Origin of the sequence: Streptomyces sp. NPDC051018 (genome assembly GCF_044456085.1) — a bacterium.
GTDB lineage: Bacteria > Actinomycetota > Actinomycetes > Streptomycetales > Streptomycetaceae > Streptomyces.
In genome coordinates, this window is record NZ_JBITFN010000015.1 from 47817 (window position 1) to 69113 (window position 21297).

General features: G+C 71.7%; 13 protein-coding genes and 2 pseudogenes. 8 read left to right on the top strand and 7 right to left on the bottom strand.

The window, feature by feature from the left end; translation table 11 throughout:
• The first annotated feature begins 285 nt into the window (after positions 1-285).
• The 4 genes and pseudogenes from ACIBCM_RS24255 (at position 286) to ACIBCM_RS24270 (ending at position 5932) form a co-directional block, all read left to right on the top strand.
• The gene (locus tag ACIBCM_RS24255) at positions 286-2706 is read left to right on the top strand and encodes a SpoIIE family protein phosphatase (protein WP_399246504.1); all 2421 of its coding nucleotides are present in this window, start codon (positions 286-288) and stop codon (positions 2704-2706) included.
• 167 nt (positions 2707-2873) lie between these two features.
• Positions 2874-3775, top strand: a pseudogene (locus ACIBCM_RS24260) (PEP/pyruvate-binding domain-containing protein); the annotation flags it as partial.
• A 41-nt stretch (positions 3776-3816) separates the two neighbouring features.
• Positions 3817-5736: pseudogene (locus tag ACIBCM_RS24265) on the top strand (hypothetical protein); the annotation flags it as partial.
• 58 nt (positions 5737-5794) lie between these two features.
• On the top strand, positions 5795-5932 hold the full coding sequence (locus tag ACIBCM_RS24270) for a PEP-utilizing enzyme (protein ID WP_399246740.1): 138 nt from the start codon (positions 5795-5797) through the stop codon (positions 5930-5932).
• 337 nt (positions 5933-6269) lie between these two features.
• On the opposite strand, the gene ACIBCM_RS24275 is transcribed toward ACIBCM_RS24270, so the two are convergent.
• From ACIBCM_RS24275 to ACIBCM_RS24285, 3 genes are all read right to left on the bottom strand, one after another.
• Positions 6270-7826 (bottom strand): DEAD/DEAH box helicase, encoded by a 1557-nt coding sequence (locus tag ACIBCM_RS24275; RefSeq protein ID WP_399246506.1) that lies wholly within the window; start codon positions 7824-7826, stop codon positions 6270-6272.
• 232 nt (positions 7827-8058) lie between these two features.
• Positions 8059-8262 carry a cold-shock protein gene (locus ACIBCM_RS24280; RefSeq protein WP_356349206.1) on the bottom strand — a complete coding sequence of 68 codons (204 nt, stop codon included), beginning with the start codon at positions 8260-8262 and terminating at the stop codon, positions 8059-8061.
• A 460-nt stretch (positions 8263-8722) separates the two neighbouring features.
• The gene (locus tag ACIBCM_RS24285; protein ID WP_399246508.1) at positions 8723-9079 is read right to left on the bottom strand and encodes a hypothetical protein; all 357 of its coding nucleotides are present in this window, start codon (positions 9077-9079) and stop codon (positions 8723-8725) included.
• A gap of 556 nt (positions 9080-9635) precedes the next feature.
• Here ACIBCM_RS24285 and ACIBCM_RS24290 point away from each other — a divergent pair.
• Entirely contained in the window at positions 9636-11222 is a 1587-nt protein-coding gene (locus ACIBCM_RS24290; protein ID WP_399246510.1) for an FAD-dependent monooxygenase, read from the top strand.
• Positions 11223-11716: 494 nt separating this feature from the next.
• On the opposite strand, the gene ACIBCM_RS24295 is transcribed toward ACIBCM_RS24290, so the two are convergent.
• Positions 11717-12190, bottom strand: coding sequence for a hypothetical protein (locus ACIBCM_RS24295; protein ID WP_399246512.1), 474 nt, complete (start codon positions 12188-12190; stop codon positions 11717-11719).
• Between the two features lie 465 nt (positions 12191-12655).
• Complete coding sequence (locus ACIBCM_RS24300; RefSeq protein WP_399246514.1) at positions 12656-13075, bottom strand: YjbQ family protein; 420 nt, start codon at positions 13073-13075, stop codon at positions 12656-12658.
• Positions 13076-13358: 283 nt separating this feature from the next.
• Between ACIBCM_RS24300 and ACIBCM_RS24305 the strand changes: the two genes are divergently transcribed.
• On the top strand, positions 13359-14441 hold the full coding sequence (locus ACIBCM_RS24305) for an NAD(P)-binding domain-containing protein (protein ID WP_399246516.1): 1083 nt from the start codon (positions 13359-13361) through the stop codon (positions 14439-14441).
• Between the two features lie 87 nt (positions 14442-14528).
• Here ACIBCM_RS24305 and mltG read toward each other — a convergent pair whose 3' ends face one another.
• Together mltG and ACIBCM_RS24315 are read right to left on the bottom strand one after the other, a co-directional pair.
• Positions 14529-15374 carry an endolytic transglycosylase MltG gene (mltG, locus tag ACIBCM_RS24310; protein WP_399246518.1) on the bottom strand — a complete coding sequence of 282 codons (846 nt, stop codon included), beginning with the start codon at positions 15372-15374 and terminating at the stop codon, positions 14529-14531.
• A gap of 164 nt (positions 15375-15538) precedes the next feature.
• Positions 15539-17350: an ABC transporter ATP-binding protein gene (locus ACIBCM_RS24315; RefSeq protein ID WP_399246520.1), complete on the bottom strand. Its 1812-nt coding sequence runs from the start codon at positions 17348-17350 to the stop codon at positions 15539-15541.
• Positions 17351-17730: 380 nt separating this feature from the next.
• On the opposite strand from ACIBCM_RS24315, the gene ACIBCM_RS24320 reads away from it, so the two are divergent.
• Both ACIBCM_RS24320 and ACIBCM_RS24325 read left to right on the top strand, forming a co-directional pair.
• The gene (locus tag ACIBCM_RS24320) at positions 17731-18177 is read left to right on the top strand and encodes a MarR family winged helix-turn-helix transcriptional regulator (protein WP_399246522.1); all 447 of its coding nucleotides are present in this window, start codon (positions 17731-17733) and stop codon (positions 18175-18177) included.
• A gap of 43 nt (positions 18178-18220) precedes the next feature.
• Entirely contained in the window at positions 18221-21229 is a 3009-nt protein-coding gene (locus ACIBCM_RS24325; protein ID WP_399246742.1) for an FAD-binding and (Fe-S)-binding domain-containing protein, read from the top strand.
• The last annotated feature ends 68 nt before the right edge of the window (positions 21230-21297 follow it).

Genomic DNA, 21297 nt, shown 5'->3' on the forward strand with positions numbered 1-21297 from the left:
CCACCGACCGGCCGGGGGCACCCGTGGGCACCACCGCCCCGGCGACCACCCTCACCGCGCACCGGCCGGCCTCCCCCGCCCGCCGGGGGCAGCCCGGTATGCGCCCCGCACCCCCGTCACTCCGTCCGCCACCCGGCACCACCACCCGGGCACCCATGCGGGCGGGGCACGGGTCAGCGGACGGCCCCATGGCGAGGCCCCGTACGCCCCGGACACATACCCGCCTCCGCCGGGGTTCGGCGGCCCGGTGCGTGGAACAATTCAAGAGGGGCGAAATGAGCGAATATGACCCGATACCTGAGAAGTACGGAGCGGTGGCACGGTCGCCCGCCGCAGGCGTACACCGCGACCGTCACATCCGACAAGCGCGGCACCGTGACGGAGTGGGGCGACGGTGCCGGACTGCTGCTGGGCTACCGCCCCGAGGAGACCCTCGGACGGCAGGCGGCCGAGGTCCTCGGCACCGAACCCACCGACGCGGCCCGGCACGCCCTCGACGAACGGACGCGCTGGAGCGGTACGGCCTCGCTGCGGCACCGCGACGGCCGTCTCCTGGACGTCTGGCTGCTGGCACACCGGCTGGAGAACGGCTCGGGCGGCACCGAATGGCTGCTGGCCTCCGCCCCCGGCTTCGCGCACGGACCGGTGCCGGACCGTGAGCGGACCATGACCGAGTGGGGGTTCGTGCAGGCGCCCTGCACGGTGGCCCTCTTCGACACGGATCTGCGGGCTGTGCGCGCCAACGCCGACATGGAGCGCGTGGCCGCGCTCACCGAGTACCGGATGCGGGGGCTGCGCCTGCCCGACATCGTGACGGATCCCAGCAGTGAACGCGTCGAGCAGGCCATGCGGGAGGTGCTGGCCACCGGCAAGCAGCGGCAGGTGGAGACCTATGTACAGGTGCCGGGCGAGAACCGGGAGCACGCCTGGTCGGTCGCCCTCTCACCGCTGCGGGACCAGGCCGGCACGGTGCACGGGGTGTGCCTGGCGGCCCACGACCGCACCGAGTACTACGCCGCCCGGCAGCGTCTGCTGCTGGTCAACGAGGCCGGCAGCCGCATCGGCAGCACCCTGGACATCACCCGTACCGCCGAGGAACTGGTCGATGTGGCCATGCCCCGGCTCGCCGATTACGCGGCCGTCGATCTGCTGACCTTCATCCACGAGGGCGACGAGCCGCCCGCCGCCCCCCTGACCGGCCCCATCACCATGCGCCGCGCCGCCATGCGCTACGTCGTGAGCGGTCCCCCCGACGACGTCCTCAAGCCGGGGACCACCACGACCTTCCCCCAGTCCTCGCCCGCCGCCGAGTGCCTGAACAGCGGTCGGCCGGCGGTGTACGAGATGTCCGACGAGACCCTCGCCGCTTGGGCGGTGCACGATCCCGAGCGCGCCGCCCGGATCCGGCACTACGGCGCCCATTCGGTGATGGTGGTGCCGATGCGTGCCCGGGGCGTCACCCTCGGTGTGGCGCTGTTCGCCCGGAACGAGCGCCCGGTGCCGTTCGCCCCGGACGATGTGCTGCTGGCCGAGGAGATCACCGCCAGGGCCGCCGTCTGCATCGACAATGCCCGCCGCTACGCGCGCGAGCGCCGTACCTCCATGGCCCTCCAGCGCAGCCTGCTGCCGCAGGAGCTGCCCGACCAGCCGGCGATGGAACTGGCCTACCGCTACCGTCCCGCCGGCGGGCGGGCCGGGGTGGGCGGCGACTGGTTCGACGCGATCCCCCTCTCCGGCACCCGGGTGGCCCTGGTCGTGGGCGATGTCGTCGGCCACGGCGTCCACGCGTCCGGCACGATGGGACGGCTGCGGAGTTCCGTACGCACCCTGGCCGACATCGACCTGCCGCCCGACGAGCTGATCACCCATCTCGACGATGTGGTCATCCGGCTCGGGACCGAGGGCTCCGTGGCCCATCCCGACGCAGCCGGGGACCTCGGAGCGACCTGTCTGTACGCGGTGTACGACCCGGTCACCCGGCAGTTCTGCCTGGCCAGCGCGGGCCATCCGCTGCCGGCCCTGGTGCTCCCCGACGGCAGCGCGAAGTTCCTCGACGTGCCCGCCGGCCCGCCGCTCGGAGTGGGGAATCTGCCCTTCGAGACCACGGACGTCGAGCTTCCCGAGGGAAGTCTGCTCGCCCTCTACACCGACGGTCTGCTGGAGGCCCGCGGCCAGGACGCCGACGCGTCGCGCGAGACGCTGCTGCGGATCCTCGCCCGCCCCGGTGAGTCCCTGGACGCCCTCTGCGACGCGGTGCTCGGCGCCCTGCTGCCCGAACGTCCGGACGACGACAGCGTGCTGCTCCTGGCCCGGACCCGGTGTCTGAGCGACAGCAAGGTCGCCACCTGGAGCGTGCCCTATGAGCCGGCGGCCGTCGCCGCTGCCCGTACGCACGCCACCGACCAGCTGGCGGCCTGGGGGCTGGACGAGTTCGCCTTCACCGCCGAGCTGGTGGTCAGTGAGCTGGTCACCAACGCGATCCGCTACGGACGGCCCCCCATCCAGCTGCGGCTGATCCACGACCGCGCCCTGATCTGCGAGGTCTCGGATGCGAGCTACACCTCCCCGCATCTGCGCCGGGCCCGTGTCTTCGACGAGGGCGGGCGGGGGCTGCTGCTCGTCGCCCAGCTCACCGAGCGCTGGGGCACGCGCTACACCCAGAGCGGCAAGACCATCTGGGGCGATGTCTCCCTGGCGGAGAGCTGAGGGGCCGCTCCCCGCCACGGCCCGGACTGCCCCGGCCGGGCTCCCGCAGCCGGGCTCCCCGAGCCGGGCCCGCCGTGGTCCCGGAGCAAGGGTTCGCCGGCCGGGCGCGGCTCCGTCCGAGTGGGAGGGTTGAGGTATGGGGAAGTACACCGTCCAGCTCGGTGCCGGTGACGAGAGAGACCCCTCCCGCCTCGGCGGGAAGGGCGCGAGCCTCGCCGCGATGGCCGCCGCCGGAGTACCCGTTTCCCCCCGGGTTCGCCGTCACGACCGACGCGTACGACGCCGTCCTGGCCCAGGACGGGCTGCGGGCCCGGGTCGACCGTGCGCTGCGCGGAGTCGACCCGGCCGACCCCGACGAGGTGATCCGGGTGAGCGCGGCCGTGCGCCGGGCCGTCGAGGCCCAGCCGGTCCCCGCCGGGTGGCGGCGGAGCTGCGAGCGGCGTACCGGGAGCTGGCGGAACGGACGCGGTACGGCGTACCCGTCGCCGTACGGTCCAGTGCGACGGCCGAGGATCTGCCCGACGCGGCATTCGCCGGACAGCAGGACAGCTCCCTGTGGGTGATCGGGAACGATGCAGTCCTCGCAGCGGTACGGCGGTGCTGGGCCGGTCTGTTCACCGCACGGGCCGTCGTCTACCGCGCACGCCACCGCATCCCGGCCGAGGGGCTCTCGATGGCGGTGGCCGTACAGAGGATGGTGCGGTCCCGGGTGGCCGGGGCGGCCCTGACGCTCGATCCGGGCAACGGCGACCGCTCGAAGATCGTCGTCGACGCGAGCTGGGGCATCGGGGAGCTGGTGGCATCCGGTGAGGTGACCCCGGACAACTTCGTCGTGGACAAGGTGGTCCTGGCCCCGGTGCGTACCACCGTCTCGGACAAACGCGAGGAGCTGGTGCCCGACCCGGCCGGCGGCGCGCTGATACGGCGGCCGGTGGACGGCGCGCGGCGCACACGGCCCAGTCTGACGCCCGACGAGGTGGTGGCCGTGGCGCGGCTCGCCAAGGCGGCCGAGCGCCACTACGGCGTTCCTCAGGAGGTCGAGTGGGCCATCGACACCGGTCCTTCCGATCCTGTGGGTGTGGTGCTGCTGCAGAGCCGTCCGGAGACGGTGTGGAGCCGGGGACCGCGGTCGGCGCCGTCCGGCGCAGCGGACACAGCACCGGGCGGGAAGGCGCCGGCGGGCCGGATGTCGGAGCGGGCACCGGACCGGGACACGGGTCCGGCGGCCGGTCCGGACGCCGTGGTGCGGACCCTGCTGGAACAGCCGCCGCTCACCGGACCCGCGCCTGTCCCTCGCCCTGCTCCCGACTCCCGGGCCGGGGCCGGGGCCGTCGGCGGCAGCGGACCGGAGGAAGGGCCTCCGCCGATACGGGGACGGCGGCCGCCGGGCCGCCCGGCGGAGCCGTCCGCACCGCGACGGACGCGGTTCCCCAGCCCGTACGAGCTGACCGCGCCGCCCGGAGCGGAGGGCTGGGCTGGGAACGGCTCTACCCGTACTACCTGGTGTTCCGCCCGGAACTGCGGGACAGCGAGGAGCGCAAGTTCTGGTTCTGCGACACCCAGCACTGGCCCCACGTCCTCAAGCCGTTCGAGGTCTCCCTGGTCGAGTTCGCGATGCGCTGTCTGGGCCAGTGCAACAGCAGGCACTTCATCGTCCCGACCGCCGCCGGGATCGAGTACCGCATCCACAACGGTTACGTCTATATGAGCCCGCTCCCGGTCGCGGACGACGAGATCCCCGCCCGCGTACCGGAGTTCCGGCGCCGCGCCGGCCACTACTACGCCCACTGGGACGAGTTGCTGGAGCAGTGGAAACGGAAGGTCCTCGCCACCATTGACGAGATCGAGGAACTCCACTTCACCGCATTGCCCGAGCGGGTGCCGTTCACGGAGGTGGAGTCCGGTCTCGGCCAGGACCCGGGCCTGGCCCTGTTCGATGCCTACGACAGGCTGATCCGGCTGTGCCAGCGCGGCTGGCAGCACCACATGGAGTTCCTCAACCTCGGGTACTCGGCCTTTCTCGACTTCTACGAGTTCTGCCGGGGGCAGTTCCCGGGCATCCCCGACCAGGGGATCGCCGCCGTGGTCCAGGGCGTCGACATGGAGCTGTTCCGGCCCGACGAGGAACTCAAGTCCCTGGCGAGGCTCGCCCGCGTCCTCGGTGTCGACGGGGCTCTGTGCGGACCGGGGGATCCGGAGCAGCGGCTGGCGGCGGTCGCGGCCGCACCGGGCGGCGACCGGTGGCTCACGGCGTGGGAGACGGCGCGGCGGCCCTGGTTCAACTTCACCCCGGGCAACGGTCTGTACGGCTCGGACGAGTACTGGCTGGACCGGCCCTCGATCCCTCTCGGTCATATCGCCGACTACATCGCACGGCTGGAGCGCGGTGAGAACATCGACCGCCGGGTGCCGGAGCTGCTCGCCGAGAGGGACCGGGTCACGGACGAGTACCGCGCGCTTCTCGCCCCGGAGGCGGAGCGGCAGTTCACCGCCAAGCCCGCTCTCGCGCGCACGGTGTACCCGTATGTGGAGAACCACAACTTCTATATCGAGCACTGGACGATGGGGGTGTTCTGGCGCAAGGTCCGCGAGCTGTCCGGCATGCTCCGCGACGCCGGGTTCTGGGACGGCCCGGACGATCTGCTCTACCTCGGCCGTGACGAGGTACGGCAGGTGCTGTTCGACTACGTCAACGGCTGGGCCGTCGGCGCCCCGCCCGCGGGCAGGGCGTACTGGCCCCGGGAGGTCGCCCGGCGCAGGGCCGTGGTCGACGCGCTGGCAGCCGTCCGTCCCGAACCGGCGCTCGATGAGCCGCCGCGGGTGATCACCGAGCCGTTCACCGTCATGCTGTGGGGCATCACCCCGGAACGGATCGCCGACTGGCTCGGTCCCCGGGGCAACGCCGGGGCGCTGACCGGGATGGCCGCCTCGCCCGGGGTCGCCGAGGGCATCGCCCGGGTGGTCACCGGTGCCGAGCGGCTCGGGAGCGTACGGGCGGGCGAGATCCTCGTCGCTCCGGTCGCGGCCCCGGGGCTGGGGCCCGGTCTTCGGGAAGATCCGCGGGGTGGTCACCGACATCGGCGGCATGATGTCGCACGCCGCGGTGGTCTGCCGGGAGTACAGTCTGCCCGCCGTCACCGGCACCGGCACGGCTTCCGCCCTCATCAGAACCGGTCAGCGCATCAGACTGGACGGCTCACGCGGCACGGTGACGATCCTGGACTGAGTGACCGGCCCCCGCGTCCGCAGAGCCGCCGCCCCTTCCCGTACGCAGGGAACGGCCGCCGCCCCGGCGCCCGTGGGCTCCGGCACCGGGCTGCGGCCCTGCCGCCCGGTGGTCTGTTGCCGAGGACCCGCTCCGGGGCCGGACACGGCTGCGGCCGACCAGGGCTGAAGCACGGTTCCGAGGATCCGGTGGCGGGGACCGGGTCAGCACCCGGCCCCGGATCACGGCTGCTGCCGGGCGGGGTGGAGCCACTGGTTCCGACGGGGGCCCGCCCGGCGTATGACGCGGGCGGGCCGTCCGGCCGCGCGGCGCTCGGCGCGCCGCCCGGGAGCACCGCTCACCGCGAGGCCGTGGAGCCCCGCTCGGTCTGCCCGCTGCGACGGACCCGCGCGGACTTGCGCGCCTCGGTCATCTGACGGTTCTCGGCGGTGCGGCGGGCATCGCCGGAGCGGCCGGGACGGCCGCGCCGGGTGCCCCGGCCGCGGAAGGGCGCCCCACCGCGCGCGGCGGGCTCGCTGACCGGTGTGCTGATGACGACCGGAACGCCGGAGGGGGTCCGTGCCCCGGTGATACGGCTCAGCTCCTCCTCCCCGGAGCGGACCCGGGTGACCTGCGGGGTGATGCCCGCGTGCGCCATGAGACGCTCCATCTCCCGGCGCTGCTCGGGCAGGATCAGGGTCACGACCTTGCCGGACTCACCGGCGCGGGCCGTACGGCCGCCGCGGTGCAGATAGTCCTTGTAGTCGCCGGGCGGGTCGACGTTCACCACCAGATCGAGGTCGTCGACATGGATCCCCCGGGCGGCGACATTGGTGGCCACCAGCACGGTGACCTGTCCGGTCTTGAACTGGTCGAGCGTACGCGTCCGCCGGGGCTGCGACTTGCCGCCGTGCAGCGCGGCGGCGGCCACCCCGCTGTTGAGCAGGTGCTTGGTGAGCTTGTCGACGGCGTGCTTGGTGTCGAGGAACATGATCACCCGGCCGTCGCGGGCCGCGATCTCGGTCGTCGTGGCGTACTTGTCGGCCCCCTGCACATGCAGGATGTGGTGTTCCATCGTGGTGACCGCCCCGGCCGACGGGTCCACGGAGTGGACCACCGGGTCGGTGAGATAGCGGCGGACCAGCAGGTCGACATTGCGGTCCAGAGTCGCCGAGAACAGCATCCGCTGACCGTCGGGGCGGACCTGGTCGAGCAGTTCGGTGACCTGGGGCATAAAGCCCATGTCCGCCATCTGGTCGGCCTCGTCCAGCACCGTGATGGCGACGCGGTCCAGACGGCAGTCCTTGCGCTCCAGAAGGTCCTTGAGGCGGCCCGGGGTCGCGATCACGACCTCGGCTCCGGCCCGGAGCGCCCCCGCCTGCCGGCCGATCGACATACCGCCGACCACGGTCGCCAGCCGCACCTTCAGGGCGCGGGCGTACGGCGTGAGAGCGTCGGTGACCTGCTGTGCCAGTTCCCGGGTGGGGACGAGGACGAGGGCGAGCGGCTGCCGGGGCTCGGCACGCCGCCCGGCGGTGCGCGCGAGCAGCGGGAGGCCGAAGGCGAGCGTCTTGCCCGAACCGGTGCGCGCCCGCCCGAGCACGTCGCGGCCGATGAGGGAGTTCGGGAGCGTGGCGGCCTGGATGGGGAAGGGCTCCGTCACTCCGAGGCCCGTGAGCGTGTCGAGCAGCGGGGCGGGCAGATCCAGTTCACCGAAGGCCGCGACCGGTGGGAGGGCGGGCGTGGTGGTGACGGGCAGCGCGAACTCGCCCTGGGGCGCGGAGGAACGCCGCGCGGAGCCGCCGGGCCTGCCGCCCTGGCGTCCCTGACTCCTCGTACGGCCCCGGCCGGACCCGGCGGAAGCGCCCTGACGGACCTCGGCGGACCGGCTGTTCCTGCGTGCTGAGCGGCTCATGGAGAACCCTTCCTCGGTGTGGCGCGTATCGAGGAATTCTCGGCGGCGAAGAGCCGATGAATCGCAGAAACGAGCCGAAAAAGACTGAGCGGAACCGGCCTCGCCGGTGCGGTGGAAAAGGGACACCGGCAGCAGTGCCTGCCGGGAATCCACCGGAGAACGTCAACGAGCCGGGACCGGCACCCCAGGGTGCCGGTCCCGGCTACGTCGTGCTACGCCGTGTGCTTCAGCGTCAGGCAGGAACGATGTTCTCGGCCTGCGGGCCCTTCTGGCCCTGAGTGACGTCGAAGGTCACCTTCTGACCCTCCTGAAGCTCACGGAAGCCCTGGGTGGCGATGTTCGAGTAGTGGGCGAAGACGTCGGGTCCGCCACCCTCCTGCTCGATGAAGCCGAAACCCTTTTCCGAGTTGAACCACTTCACGGTGCCAGTAGCCATATCTATTCTCCTTCGGGGCAGTAAGCCGGGATCACACTATGCGAAATTCCCGGTGTCGCCGCGATGATTGCCCCGTCCGGAAAAAGCACCGAAAACAACAAAAAATGCCTGGCGGAGAATCCGTCACAGGCACTTGAAGCGTATGGGAACCACAACTGCAACTCGGGTAAGAGTAGCACGGCACCTCCGAGTGCCACGACGATCGCTGTCTTGCCCCCGTACCCGCACGAATGCCCGCCTGCCGGCCAGGTCCGGCGGGACCCGGAAACGGTCCGCCGCGGGCGCCCGGCGCGGGAGACACACGGATACGTGCGGCACGACGCCCGGATCGGTGGCCACTGCCGGCCGGGCACCCGGCGGCCGGGAGACTCTCCGGCACGGGGCGCCCCGGACACCGCTCGCCCCGGCACCGGGGCGCCCCGGAACACCGCCCCGCTCGGTCCACGAGTCCATGAGCCGGTCACCAGCGCCGCATGGCCCCCTGTACGGCTTCCTCCGGTTCGCGGCCGTTCTGCGAAGCGCTGATCGCGCCGCGCAGCAGACGGCCCAGAGCGCTGAAGACGTTCCCGGACGACCCTGCCGGGTCGAAACCGGCGCGGTCGATCCTGAGGGTTCCGGCGGACAGGGCGCCCGCGGATTCATCCGCCAGTCCGGTGAGCACAGCCCCCGCGAAATCATCCGGCAGCCCCGCGATCAGCGGCCGGCCCAACTCGCTGTGGCAGCTCGGACACGACGGGAATTCCAGCAGGGAGCCTTGGTGAGGGACCTCAAGAACGGTGACCGCCTCCCTGGGGTCTGCGGGGGCTGCGGGGGCCACGGCAGAGACAAATCCCCCTCCCAGAAGCCCCCTCGCTACCATTCCGCCCATATTGCGGCGGATTTCCACCGTCATACGAAGAGGAGTTCCGCCCGTGGGGAACGGTGCCGGACGGCGATGGCGAAGCGCTCCCGTCGCCGTATAGGACCCGGACGGTTCGTCCGTGCGTACGGCGACTCCCCGAGACCCTTCGATGAATACCGCCACAACGCCCCGCCCCATGCCTTGTGCCGCACCTCGTGGAACGAGAGTAGATACTCGGCGATCACTTCAGGAATGAATGTGCGCAGCACCCGCACGGCCCCGGCGGACGTGCGGCCGGCTGCCGGACGCGGAGAATTGTCTTCACGACCCGGCGACGAAGCCCACCGTGACGACATCGCCCCGGCCGCCCGGCGGGCGCAGGCCCGTACCCCCTCACTGCCGGTCACCCCGGCTGCTGCCGCCATCGGCGTGATCGCTGATCCTCGGCCCGGAGCGGGCGAGCCCCGGGACGGCGGAGCCGACGACCGGCGATGGGACCGACCCGGCCCAGGCGAGCGGGAGGAGTCCGACCGTGCCCGTAGCAGACACCGAGGTGGAGGTGTTGATCGTCGGTGGTGGGCCGGTAGGGCTCACGGCCCGGGCTCTGCTGGAGCGCTGGGGCGTGCGGGCGTTCCTCGTCGAGAAGCACGGCGGGCCGTCGGCCTTCCCCCGGGCCCGGCTGATCAACACGCGCTCGATGGAGATCTACCGCCGGCTCGGACTCGCCGCCCGGATCGCGGACAACGCGTTCGCCCCGGAGTTCGGCCGCGTCCGCTTCCGCGACACCCTGCTGGATCGCGACTTCGCCACGGCGGCGATGGCAGGGATCAACGAACCGATCCCCGAGAGCCCCCTGGTCGGCGTGGTCACCTCCCAGGACCGGCTGGAACCCGTCCTGCTCGCCGCGGCGGACGCGCGGATGCGTTTCGGGGTCGAACTCATCGACCTGACCGAAGGGGCCGACGGCGTCGTCGCCCTGCTCGTCGAGCACCCGCGCGGTGCCGAGATCCACGTCCGTGCCCGCTATGTACTGGGCGCCGACGGCGCGCACTCCACCGTCCGCCGGCGGCTGGCCATCGATACGCCCGGTCCCGGAGCGCTGGCGGCCATCACCACCGTCGTATTCGACGCCGATCTCACCAGATGGTGCGCCGACCAGCCCGCCGGAGTCTACTTCACCGCGCACGGACCGTTCCTCCCGCTCTACCCCGAGGGAGGCTGGGCATGGCTGACTCCCACCCCCGACGACACCGAGCGCGCCGACTGGCCCGGCCTCGTCTCGCGTGCTCTCGGCCCCGGAGCCGATATACGGGCCGATGTCCTGCGGGTTCAGCACTGGGTGATGAACGGGTTCGTCGCCGAGCGGTTCCACCGGGGCAGGATCCTGCTGGCCGGCGACGCCGCGCACGCGATTCCCATCATCGGCGGCCTGGGCCTGAACACCGGTATCGCCGATGTTCACAATCTGTGCTGGAAGCTGGCCGGGGTTCTCCATGGGTGGGCCGGACCGGGCCTGCTGGGAACCTACGAGACGGAACGACGGCCCGTCGCGCGTCGGACCCTCCGCCAGGCAGTGGCCAACACAGAACTGATGCTCGACGCCCAGAGCCTGCGCCGCGAGCAGCTCCAGAGCAGTGGAACCGCGCCGGCCCACATCGAACTCCCCTGGTCGGAACAGTTCTTCGCCCAACTCGGTCTCGTGCTCGGAGTCACCTACCGCTCCGACGCCGTTCTCACCGAGGGCAGCACACCACCCGGGCCCTCCGGCACGAGCACGGACTACGTCCCCACCGCGGAGCCCGGCCGCCGTATGCCACACCTCTGGCTCACGGCCGGACGATCCACGCTCGACGCCATCGGCGAAGGGTTCACCCTGTTCACCCCGGACCCCGCCCGCTGGGAGCGGCAGGGCACCGCACCATGGCCGCTGCGGATCGAGCCCCTTCCCGGCGAACACACCGATCCCTGCGGCCTCGGCCCCCACGGAGCACTGCTGGTCCGCCCCGACGACCACATCGGCGCCCGCTGGCGCGACCTCCCACCCGGCGACTCCGCACTGCGCCGAGCCCTCACGGCCATCACGGCCGCCACCGGCTCGGCCCCCCTCGGCACCTGCTGAGACCGACCGCCGCCGGGGCCGCACACAGGGTCCCGCTCACCGCACCGGAATGAGTCCGCGACTGCGCGCGCGGGCGTGTCCGACGCGCCGGGTGGGGGCGGCAACGAAGACCTGCGGGTACGTGACCGTGATGGTGCCCTTGATCTCCGCTCAGGCGATACGGAAACCCTTTGCGGGCTGACGCGCTGGGGACCCTCGGGAGCATACGGAGGGCCGGTCTGCCGGTATCCGCGTCAACGCCGATGCGGGTCACCCCCTCGGGAGCAACGGCGGGCTCGCCGACGGGTTGCAGTCGGCGCGGGAACCACGTCTTCATGTGCTCATCCGGGAAAGGGCACCGCGGCTGCCGTCGTCCACCCGTCCGGCGAAGCCGCTCATAACGGTCCGGTGCATGTCCTGGACGTGAGTCACTGCGGCGCCCCTGCGCGGGCCGCGGCGGCGGACATCCGGGGAGTCAACGCCAGGAGGCTGCGCGGGCTCCGTGCCGGAGACGTTCACCGCGGCAACGACGGGCATCCCGGGCAGGAGAATTCATGAAGAATGATCCAGTAGTCACTGTCCTCTTCCGTAACAGCGCACAGCACCTTTCCATCCAGCGACATTGCCAGGAAATCAACATTCTCCTTTCGGTGACTCAAACGAGATGAGATCTCAACACCGTCAACCCATTGGACGGGAACCCATCCGGACTCGACTGCCCCTGGACCGGGAAGGACGATCAGAAACCTGCCGTCTTCGGTGAAAAGCGCGTTGTCCCTTGCCAGGGAAAGCCATTGGCGATCAACCTCTCCCCATGCGTCGGGCGAGTCGACAGGGACGGTTCTGGTGGGCCTCACCTCCATGTTCGTGACGCTCAGAAGTGCCTGATCCACCGTAGGGACCCCTTCGGGGGCGGACTCCCCCAGGGGCGTCAGCCCAATTCCTGCCGCGCTGCCCAGCCAGAGATCCCTGTTCACCGGATCATTCATTGCGCCTACTCCTCACAGAAAAGGCGGCGATCGTCGCCTTCTCTGTCGATCTTGGCATATCGCTCCATCGTGCGACAGCCTCCGTTGTGATCCCTGTCCCGATCCGACGAATCTCCTGGATTCGTCGATCTCGGGTTTTCTGCACGGCCATTCGGGCCCACCGGATCGTGCGTGTGCCCGACCACGGCTCCTGGCCCTCACCGGGGCGGATTCCCGCCGGCTCATACGCCACTCTCCCCGCCTCGGTACGCGACGCCCCTTCGCGGCCGTTGGCGTGCCGTGCTGTCCCGTATCGCTGAGCGGGAGGCGAGCGGCCCGTCTCGCCGCACCCGCGGGGGACATGACCGTAACGAGGCCGGACCGTGAGCTCACCGTGAAGCCGGGCCCCACGGACCAAACGGGCACCATGTGCACCAGGTCAGTCGGCACGGCCGGAGTTCCGCTCCACGATGCCACCGAAGCGGCTCAGTATCCGCAGAAGCTCAGCCGTACCTGGCGCTTCGCATTGTCGACATTCGTGTCCACGAGGCACACCGACTGCCAGGTCCCCAGTGCCAGCCGGCCGCCGATCACGGGCAGCGTCGCGTGCGGTGGGAGGAAGGCGGGGAGTACGTGGTCGCGGCCGTGGCCGGGGCTGCCGTGACGGTGGCGCCAGCGGTCGTCGGGGGGAAGCAGGGTGCGGAGGGCCGCGAGGAGGTCGTCGTCGCTGCCGGAGCCCGTCTCGATGACGGCGACCCCCGCCGTGGCATGCGGGACGAAGACATTGAGCAGTCCGTCGCGGCCGTCCGCGGACTCCTGGAGGAACTGCTCACAGGCGTCGGTCAGATCGTTCACCGCCTCGTCGGAGCCGGTCGTGATGTGGAGCAACCTGGTGGTGAAGGGCATGGGTCCATCCTCCTCGCGTCCGCCGTTCCTGGCCGTATGGTGACGGCCGGCGGGGCGTTCGTGCCGACTCACCGGATGCTTCACGCCAGTGGCGGGCACGGCGGCGACCGGGAGTGGGTCGCGGGCGCGGGCGGCTGGATCCGTCGGGCCCTCCCGGGCCCGGCCGGTCACCGGGACGGGTCGGCACCGGTCGCCGCCCGGGGGCCGGATGGTGTCGCGCCCACTCCGGCCCGTGACAGCGCCGGGCGGGAAGAACCCCGGCCCCCGCCGAGTTGGTAGAAGTGTGAACAACGTTGAGGCGCGGGACGTGGACGTGGTCGTCATCGGCGCCGGGCAGGCGGGACTGTCCGGCGCCTATCATCTGCGGCGCACCGGGCTGGTGCCGGACCGCGACTTCGTGGTTCTCGACCGCTCCCCCCGCCCCGGCGGCGCCTGGCAGTTCCGCTGGCCCTCCCTCACCTACGGCAAGGTGCACGGGATGCACGCGCTGCCGGGCATGGAGCTGACCGGTGCGGACGGCTCCCGGCCCTCCTCGGAGGTCATCGGCGGGTACTTCTCCGCGTACGAGGAACGCTTCGGCCTGCGTGTGCACCGGCCGGTCGATGTGACGGCGGTACGGGAGGGCGACGGCGGCCGGCTGCTCGTCGAGTCGTCGGAGGGCATCTGGTCGGCGCGGGGGCTGATCAACGCGACCGGGACCTGGGACCGCCCGTTCTGGCCGCGCTACACCGGTCAGGAGACCTTCCGGGGACGCCAGTTGCACGCCGCGGACTATCCGGGGCCCGGGGCGTTCACCGGGCAGCGGGTGATCGTCGTTGGCGGCGGCGCCTCGGGGACCCAGCAGCTGATGGAGATCGCGGAGGTGGCGGCGGAGACGACATGGGTGACCCGGCGGCCCCCGGTCTGGTTCGAGGGTCCGTTCGACGAGAACGTCGGCCGGGCCGTGGTGGCCAAGGTGGAGGAGCGTGTACGCCGTGGGCTGCCGCCGGAGAGTGTGGTCTCGGTGACCGGGCTGCCCCTCACCGACGAGATCAGGCGCGCCCGTGAGCGGGGGGTACTGGACCGGCTGCCGGTGTTCGACCGGATCACTCCGACCGGTGTGGCCTGGGACGACGGCCGGAGGGTCGACGCCGATGTGATCCTGTGGGCGACCGGCTTCCGGGCGGCGATCGACCATCTCGCGCCGCTGCGGCTCCGTGAGCCGGGCGGTGGAATCCGGATGGACGGCACGCGTGCCGTACGGGACGACCGGATCCATCTGGTCGGATACGGGCCGTCCGCCTCGACCATCGGAGCCAACCGGGCGGGGCGGGCCGCCGTCCGTGAGCTCCGGCGGCTCCTGGAGCGTGAACCGGCGCCGGTGTGAGACACCCGGGAGGGCCGGCGCTGGCCCGGGCCGGAAGACCCGCGCCGGGAGCCGGTGGCCCACGGTGCCGTACGGTCGGCCCGTGCTCTAACGGTCGCTTCTGCGCCGGGCGTTGAAGTCCTCCACATGGCGCTGGTGGTCCTCGTACTTCACCGAGAAACGGGTGTCGCCGGGTGCCACCGTGACGAAGTAGAGCCAGTCCCCCGGCGGGGGGCTGATCGCCGCGTGCAGGGCCTGCTCCCCGGGGTTGTCGATGGGGGTGGGTGGGAGCCCCCGGCGCTGATAGCTGTTGTAAGGGCTGTCGATTCGGGTGTCCTCGGCGGTGGTGTCCAGAGTGCTGCGACGGAGGGCGTAGTTGAGGGTCGAGTCCATCTGGAGCGGCATGTCCTTGGCGAGCCGGTTGTGGATGACCCGGGCGACCTTGCCCATGTCCTCGGGGGTGTCGGCCTCCGCCTGCACGATGCTGGCGATATTGATCGTCTGATATACCGTCACCCCGCTGCGCTGCGCCCCGCTGGTGACCCGCTCGGAGCCGAAGCGCTTGTTGGCGGTGTTGACCATGAAGCTGAGAAGGCCGGCCGGGGTGGTCGTGGACTCCACGGGATAGGTGGCCGGGAAGAGATAGCCCTCGGGATTGCCCCTGGCGGCTTCGGGAAGCTTCAGCCGGGCCCCGGCGACGGCCTTCTGGGTGGTGCCGGGCGCTCTGCCGAGAGCCTTGTCGATGGCCTCGTAGACCTGGGTGGCCCGCCAGCCCTCGGGGATGAGCAGCGAGGCGGCCTTCGTCTCCTCGTCCTTCTCGTCGTTTCCGAACAGTGCCGGCACGACGACGACGGCCGCCACGGCCAGGACGACGGCGGAGATCAGGACCATCCGGCCACGACGGGTCAGCCGCATTCTGCGGCCGCCCGGCCGCGGTGAGGGCTCGTTGATCATGCAGGCACGCTAACCCGAGGCAGCCTCCGATCCCGGTATCCGCCACTCCGGTGGGCCCCGCCCGTTCCGCACCGGTCAGACCCCTGGCCGCGAGGCGGAGCCGGCCCCGCCTCGCGCCCGGTCGTGCCGCGGAGGCACGGGGCGGCGGGACCTGGACCGCTCGCTCAGGGCGCGACGGGTATGGGTACCTCGGTGTCCCTGCGCACCAGTTCGGCGTAGCGGCCGTCGAGTTCCAGCAGCTCCTCATGGGTGCCGCGCTCGGATATCAGACCCGATTCGAGCACCACGATCTCGTCGGCGTCCCTCACGGTGGAGAGCCGGTGGGCGATGGTGATCGTGGTACGGCCCGCCGAGAGTGCGTCGATGGCCTGCTGTACGGCCTGCTCGGTACGGATGTCGAGCGCGCTGGTCGCCTCGTCGAGGATGAGCACGGGCGGATCGCGCAGGATGGTGCGCGCGATGGCGAGCCGCTGTTTCTCCCCGCCGGAGAAGCGGTAGCCGCGCTCCCCGACGAGAGTGTCGTAGCCGTCGGGAAGCGAGGCGATGTGGTCGTGTATCTGGGCGGCACGCGCGGCGGCCTCTATCTCCTCGTCGGTGGCGTCCGGCTTGGCGAAGCGCAGATTCTCGGCGACCGAGGCGTGGAAGAGATAGGTCTCCTGGGAGACGACTCCCACGGCACGGGCCAGGGTGTCGAAGTCCAGATCGCGCACATCGACTCCGTCGAGGGTGACCCGGCCGCCGGTGACGTCGTAGAGCCGGGGCACCAGATAGCCGAGGGTGGACTTGCCGGAGCCGGTGGGCCCGACGACGGCGAGGCTGCCGCCGGCCGGGACGGTCACCGCGACGCCTTCGAGGGTGGGGGTGGTCTGCTTGCCGTCGTAGAAGAAGTCGACGTCATCGAAACGGACCTCGCCCCGGATCCTCTCCAGTGCGACGGGCCGCTCCGGCTCGGTGATCTCGACGGGCATGTCGAGATACTCGAAGATCCGCTGGAAGAGGGCGAGGGAGGTCTGCATCTCCACGCCGGTGGAGAGCAGGCTCACGGTGGGGCGGAACAGTCCTTGCTGGAGGGAGACGAAGGCCACCAGGGTGCCGAGGGAGATCGCCGGTCCGCCGCTCTGGATCGCGAGGCCCGCGGCCCAGTAGATGACGGCGGGCATGGCGGCCATCACGATGCCGATGACGGACATCCGCCACCGTCCGGCCATGCTGGAGCGCACTTCGAGGTCGACGAGCCGCTCGGACTCCCTGGCGAAGGAGTCGGTCAGCGAGTCGGCCCGGCCCATCGTGCGGCCGAGCAGGATGCCGCTGACCGACAGCGATTCGGTGACGGTCGCGGCCATGGCCGCCATCTGGCGCTGGCGCTGGGCCGTGATCCGCTTGCGCTCGCGCCCGACCCTGCGGCTGATCCAGACGAACACCGGCAGCAGAAGCAGCGAGACGACGGTGAGCCGCCAGTCGAGGGCGACCATGGCGACGACGGTGGCGACCACGGCGGTGAGGTTGGAGACGAGGGAGGTGGCGGTGGAGGTCACCGTCGCCTGCATCCCGCCGATGTCGTTGGCGATGCGCGACTGCACCTCGCCCGTGCGGGTCCGGGTGAAGAAGGCGAGCGGCATGCGCTGGAGCTGCGCGTAGACGGCGGTGCGCAGATCGTGCATCACGCGCTGGCCGACGGTGGTGGATATCAGCGTCTGGAGCACGCCGAACACGCTGTTCAGCACGGCCGCGAGGATCATGCCGAGCGCGAGCAGGCTGAGCAGCCCGGTGCGGCCCTGCGGGATCGCGGTGTCGAGGATCGCCTTCAGCAGGAACGGGGAGGCGACGGAGACGAGCGACGCGGCGCCGACGAGCAGCCCGACGAGGGCGAGACGGCCGCGGTAGGGACGGAAGAGCCGGAGGATCCGCCGGACCTGGGCCGGCGGCTGCTCCGGCCCCTTGGCCGGTGGCGTCCACATGGGTGATGAGGGGTGCATGGGCTCCTTCGTCTGTTCGTGGCCGGGCGCGCGGGCCGTATGCCGGACTCCCGCGCCGGGGCCGTCCTCCGGTGGTCTCCCCCGGGCTCCTTTCTCGGGTCCTCGTCCCGGGTCGCCCCGGGTCCCTGCCCGGGCGGTGTTCCCGGGTCTTTCTCCGTTCTCTCCGTTCTCTCCGGACTCTCCGACAATGCCCTCTCCGGCCTTCTGCCGCCGGTCTCCGGCCGGCCGTCCGCGTGGCGGGCAGCGGCGAGGGCGCCCGTTCACACAGACCCCTTCGCACAGGCCCGTTCGCACGAGCCCGTTGCCGCAGGGCGACTTTTGAGATCGTAGCTCACTATTACCTATGTACACAATGAACAGGGTCCTGATATTGTTCCCGCATGACCACACCCGATCCCGATGGCCTGCTCGCCGAGCAGCTGCTGCGGCTCACCCGCCGCCTCCACCGCAGCCAGCAGCGCCAGCTGGCCTCGGCCGGTGTCGCGATCACGCCCGCGCAGTCCCGTCTGCTGCGCGCCCTCGCGCACTACGAGGAAGCCCCCCGCATGGCCGATCTCGCCGCCAGGCTGGAGGTGGTCCCGAGAGCTGTGACCAGTCTGGTGGACGGACTGGAGGCCGGCGACCGGGTCCGCCGTGCCCCCGATCCCAGCAATCGCCGGGTGACCCGTATCGAGCTCACCGAGACCGGCCGCGCCACTCTGCGGGCGTTGCGTGACGCGCGCCGGGCCGCCGCCGAGGACATCCTGTCCCCACTGACCGCCGAGCAGCGCGAGGCTTTCGGCGGGCTGCTCTCCGCCCTGGTCGACGGACCGGGGCAGCCCTGCTGAAGCCGTCGAGGGGACCGAGCCCATGCCGGATCTCGTACCGCGTCTGCCGCTGCTGGAGCCCGACCCCGAAGCGCTCCGGCCGCGCGAGCCGAGAGCGCCCGCGCCCGACCGGGTTCCCGACGCCCGGGCGGAGGGCACCGAGGAGCCCCTGCGCCGGGAGCTGACCGCGCTCCTCGGCGCGGACAAGGTGCTCTGGAAAGTCTCCGACCTCGTGCGGTACGCCTCCGACGCGAGCCCCTACCGCTTTGTCCCCCGGGTCGTGGTCGTGCCCGAGGACATCGACGACGTCTCCGCGATCCTCTCGTACGCGCACGGCAGGGGACGCGAGGTCGTCTTCCGCGCGGCCGGCACCTCGCTCAACGGCCAGGCGCAGGGCGAGGACATCCTGGTGGACGTCCGCCGCCACTGGACCGGGGTGGAGGTACTGGACGGCGGCGCCCGGGCCCGGATCCGTCCGGGCACCACCGTCTTCCGCGCCAACGCGGCGCTCGCCCGCCACGGCCGGATCCTCGGCCCCGACCCGGCGAGCGCCCTCGCCTGCACCGTCGGCGGAGTTGTCGCCAACAACGCCTCGGGGATGACCGCCGGGACCACCCGCAACTCCTACCGGACCCTGTCCTCGCTGACGTTCGTCCTCCCGTCCGGCACCGTCGTCGACACCGCCGAGCCGGACGCCGACGAGCGCCTCGCCCGCGCCGAGCCACGCCTGTGCGCGGAGCTGCTGGCCATCAAGGAGGACATCGGGGCGGACCGGGAGCTGACCGCCCGTATCCGCGCCAAGTACGAGCTCAAGAACACCAACGGATACCGGCTCGACGCCTTCCTCGACGCCCGTACGCCCGTGGGGATCCTGCGCGGGCTGATCGTCGGCTCCCAGGGCACCCTCGGCTTCATCTCCGAGGTCGTGCTCGACACCCTGCCGCTGGACCGGCTGGTCTCCTCGGCGCTGCTGTTCTTTCCCTCGCTGCCCGCAGCCGCTGCCGCCGTCCCCCTCTTCAACGAGGCGGGCGCGCTCGCCGTCGAGCTGATGGACGGCAATACGCTGCGCGCCTCGGTGAGCGTGGCGGGTGTCCCCGCCGACTGGGCCCGGCTGCCGAAGGAGGCCGCGGCCCTGCTGGTGGAGTTCCGGGCGCCGGACCCGGCGGGGCGGGAGGCGTACGAGCGGGCCGCGGCCGGAATTCTGGAACGGCTCGACCTGATCGCGCCCGTCCCCTCGGTGACCAACGCCTTCACCCGTGACACGAAGACGATCGCCGGGTACTGGAAGGCGCGCAAGGCCTTCGTCACCGCGGTCGGCGGCGCCCGTCCGCCCGGGACCACGCTGATCACGGAGGACTTCGCCGTCCCGCCCCCGCGTCTCGCCGAGGCGTGCGGCGCCCTGCTCGACCTCCAGACCCGCCATGGTTTCGACGCCGCCGTCGCGGGCCACGCGGCCCACGGCAATCTCCACTTCCTGCTGGCGTTCGACGCCGCCCGCCAGAGCGACGTCGACCGCTACGCGGCCTTCATGGACGAGTTCTGCCGGCTGACGGTGGAGCGCTTCGACGGCTCCCTCAAGGCCGAGCACGCGACCGGGCGCAATATCGCGCCCTTCCTGGAGCTGGAGTGGGGCCCGGTCGCGACCGAGCTGATGTGGCGTACGAAACGGGCGATCGATCCGGATGGAGTGCTGGCGCCCCGGATCGTGCTGGACCGCGACCCGAAGGCCCATCTGCGCGGGCTCAAGACCATCCCGCGCGTCGAGGCGATCGCCGACCCCTGTATCGAGTGCGGCTTCTGCGAGCCCACCTGTCCGAGCGGGGATCTGACCACCACACCCCGTCAGCGGATCGTGCTGCGGCGCGAGATGATGCGCCAGGCCGAGGGCGCGCCGGTGGAGGACGCGCTCCTCGGGGCGTACGGCTACGACGCGGTCGACACCTGCGCCGGTGACTCGACGTGCAAGCTCGACTGTCCCGTCGGCATCGACACGGGCGCGCTGATGAAAGAGATGCGGCACCGCCGCCACTCACCGCGCGAGGAGCGCATCGCGGCCCTGACCGCGCAGAACTTCCGCGCGGTCGAGGCGGCGGCGCGTCTCGCCGTCGGGGCGGCGGACCGGGCCGGGCGGCTGGGCGAGCGGCTGGGCGGTGGCCCGGCCGGACGGCTGCCCGCAGCGGCGACCCGGCTGGCGCGCAGGGCCGTCCGGCCCGATCTCGTACCGGAGTGGCTGCCGGGGATTCCGGGGGCGGCGGCCCTTGGACTGCCCCGTACGCGGCGCGTCGGCGCGTCCGCCGTGTACTACCCGGCCTGTGTGAACCGCATCTTCGGCGGACCGGACGACCGGAGCGGCCCCTCGCTGCCCCAGGCGACGGTGGCCCTGTCCGCCCGCGCCGGGATGCCCGTCTGGATTCCGGGTGATGTCCGGGGCACCTGCTGCGCCACCATCTGGCACTCCAAGGGGTACGAGGAGGGCACCCGGCTGATGGCCAACCGCATCGTGGAGGCCGCATGGGGCTGGACCGCGGGCGGCACCCTGCCGCTCGTGGTGGACGCCTCGTCGTGCACGCTGGGGCTCGCCCGCGAGGTGGTGCCGTATCTCAGCGACGACAACCGCGAGCTGCACGGGGAGCTGACCGTGCTCGACTCCCTGGTCTGGGCAGCCGATCATCTGCTCCCCCGGCTCACGGTCCTGCGCCGGGCGGGCTCCGCGGTCGTCCACCCCACCTGTTCCATGCGGCATCTGGGCGACGAGGAGCAACTGCGCACCATCGCGGAGGCCTGTGCGGAGGAAGTGGTGGTGCCCGACGACGCGGGGTGCTGCGCCTTCGCAGGCGACCGGGGGATGCTGCACAAGGAGCTGACGGACTCGGCGACGGCCCGGGAGGCCGCTGAGGTGACCGCTCGCCACTTCGATACGCATCTCAGCGCCAACCGCATGTGCGAGATCGGTATGGACCTGGCGACCGGCCGCAGCTACCGATCGGCCCTGCTGGAGCTGGAACGAGCCACCCGCGGCACTCCGCCCCAGCCCGCGCCGCCCCCGGGCTCCCGCCCTCCCGACCTGGCCTGATCCTGTGCCCATGGCGGGAAAACCCATTGCGGAACCGGGGCACGAAAGGCGAACCTTGCACGGTTTGC